The sequence below is a fragment of the Mycobacterium sp. TH-M106 genome (genome assembly GCF_057473765.1).
The window spans coordinates 1-1,956 of record NZ_JBYCLE010000077.1; the positions used below are offsets into that span (position 1 = coordinate 1).

Annotated in this window: 1 protein-coding gene and 1 pseudogene; one reads left to right on the forward strand and one right to left on the reverse strand. The window is 65.0% G+C overall.

All coding sequences use genetic code 11. From position 1 onward, the window contains the following. Positions 1 to 99: 99 nt before the first annotated feature. Positions 100 to 1,095: a Gfo/Idh/MocA family protein gene (locus tag AC2VOP_RS02650; protein ID WP_486959530.1), complete on the forward strand. Its 996-nt coding sequence runs from the start codon at positions 100 to 102 to the stop codon at positions 1,093 to 1,095. A gap of 12 nt (positions 1,096 to 1,107) precedes the next feature. On the opposite strand, the pseudogene AC2VOP_RS02655 reads toward AC2VOP_RS02650, so the two are convergent. Further along, positions 1,108 to 1,956 (reverse strand): annotated as a pseudogene (locus AC2VOP_RS02655) (secreted hydrolase); the annotation flags it as partial.

Sequence of the window (1,956 nt, forward strand, 5' to 3'; positions counted from 1 at the left end):
CAAACACAGCACAACCATGAAAGCCATACCCGACGCCCCTGGGCAGTTCGAAGCCTACGGCCGAGGGCAACAACCACCCATCTAGAAAGGTAGGGAATCATGTCGACACCGGCCAAGCTGCGGATCGGCGTGCTCGGCGCAGCCGCAATCACGCCGACCGCGCTGATCAAACCGGCCAGGCAGAACGCCGAGGTTGAGGTCGCCGCAGTGGCCGCCCGCGATACCGGTCGTGCGGAGGCGTTCGCGGCGAAACACAACATCGCGCAGGTGCACGACAGCTACGAAACACTGGTCGCCGACCCGAGCCTCGATGCTGTGTACAACCCACTGCCGAACGGCTTGCACGGCCGGTGGACACGCGCCGCGTTAGCGGCGGGCAAGCACGTCTTGTGTGAGAAGCCGTTCACCGCAAACGCCGACGAGGCCCGCCAGATCGCCGATCTGACCGCTAAGTCCGGCCGGGTCGTGATGGAGGCGTTCCATTACCGCTACCATCCGCTGGCTTTACGTGTCGAAGAGATCGTCACATCAGGCGAACTCGGCAAGCTGACGCGAGTCGAGGCGGCCCTGTGTTTCCCGCTGCCGAAGTTCTCCGACATCCGCTACGACTACTCGCTGGCCGGTGGCGCGACGATGGACGCCGGCTGCTACGCCGTACACATGGTTCGCACGTTCGGCGGCGCAACCCCGGAAGTCGTTTCGGCGCAAGCGAAACTGCACAATCCGCGGATCGACCGGGCCATGACGGCCGACCTGCGGTTTCCCGCAGGTTATACCGGGCGGGTCAGGTGCTCGATGTGGTCGCGGCAGCTGCTGGCGATCAGCGCCAAGGTGATCGGCGACCGTGGTGAACTGCGCGTACTCAATCCGGTTATGCCCCAAGCATTCCATCGCCTCACGGTCCGATCAGCCGACGGGAAACGAGTGGAGCGATTCACCCATCGGCCCTCCTACGCCTTTCAGCTCGATGCATTCGCCAACGCGGTGCTCCGCGGCGAAGCGGTGAAGACAACGCCGGCCGACGCCGTCGAGAACATGACAGTGATCGACGCCATCTACCGCGCAGCCGGCCTCCCGCTGCGCCAACCGAGCTGAACGCAAGGCCGTTCATCGGCGGCTAAGGACGTCGATGAGGTCACCAAGCACCTCGGCGACACCGATGCCGCGCGCCGCGGGTAGCTTGTCGACGACGGGACGCACGTCGGCCTCCAATATCCGCAGCGCCTCATTTTGGCGTTCCGAAACCACCAGAGACCGAGTCTGATTGACCAGAGCAGCCAGTTGCTCAGCGGCCGGTGGCTCAAGGTTTTCGACCGCCACCGCCAGTACGTCGACCAGCTCCCAATCCCGGTACAACGCCAACGATCGCTCGTAGAGCCCGAAACCGTCGACCTGCTCACCGTGCAGGGTGCCGCGGTAGCGGTACGGGCCCTCCATGTATTCGATCGGCAGGGCGTGTGCCGGGGCGGCAACTAGGGGCTCTCCGATGATGTCTAGTTGCAGTGCAGCAGAGGTGATCCGGTGTCGATCCGGCAGGAACCGGCCCACGGCTAGCGGGGGCACCAACGGGCGAACCGACTCCGGCCAGCGCACATAGCTTCCCACGGCGATCTCGACGTCTTCGGCGCACTGCGGCGCAACGGCCGGATCGTGATGACTTGTCGTCACACCGGAGAAGGGTTGCAGCGCATTGCGATTGGTGCGGTCGAACTGCCGCCAGATGCTCAAGTCGACGCCGTTGTCCAGGTTGACGGTGCACCACTCGTGCGATCGGGCACGCGGATCTCCCCCGGTGCCGCCGCCGCCGGCGTATCTGGGGAACCACTGCCGGTCGACGTGCCCAGCTCGGCCAGTGACCCGCTCGTAGGTGTCGCCCCAGCGCAGCGTTCCGGTCATCGCCATCCCGGTCTGAAAGTAGGAGCAGGTGTCGTCCTGGCCGAAACAGGCGATCTTGCC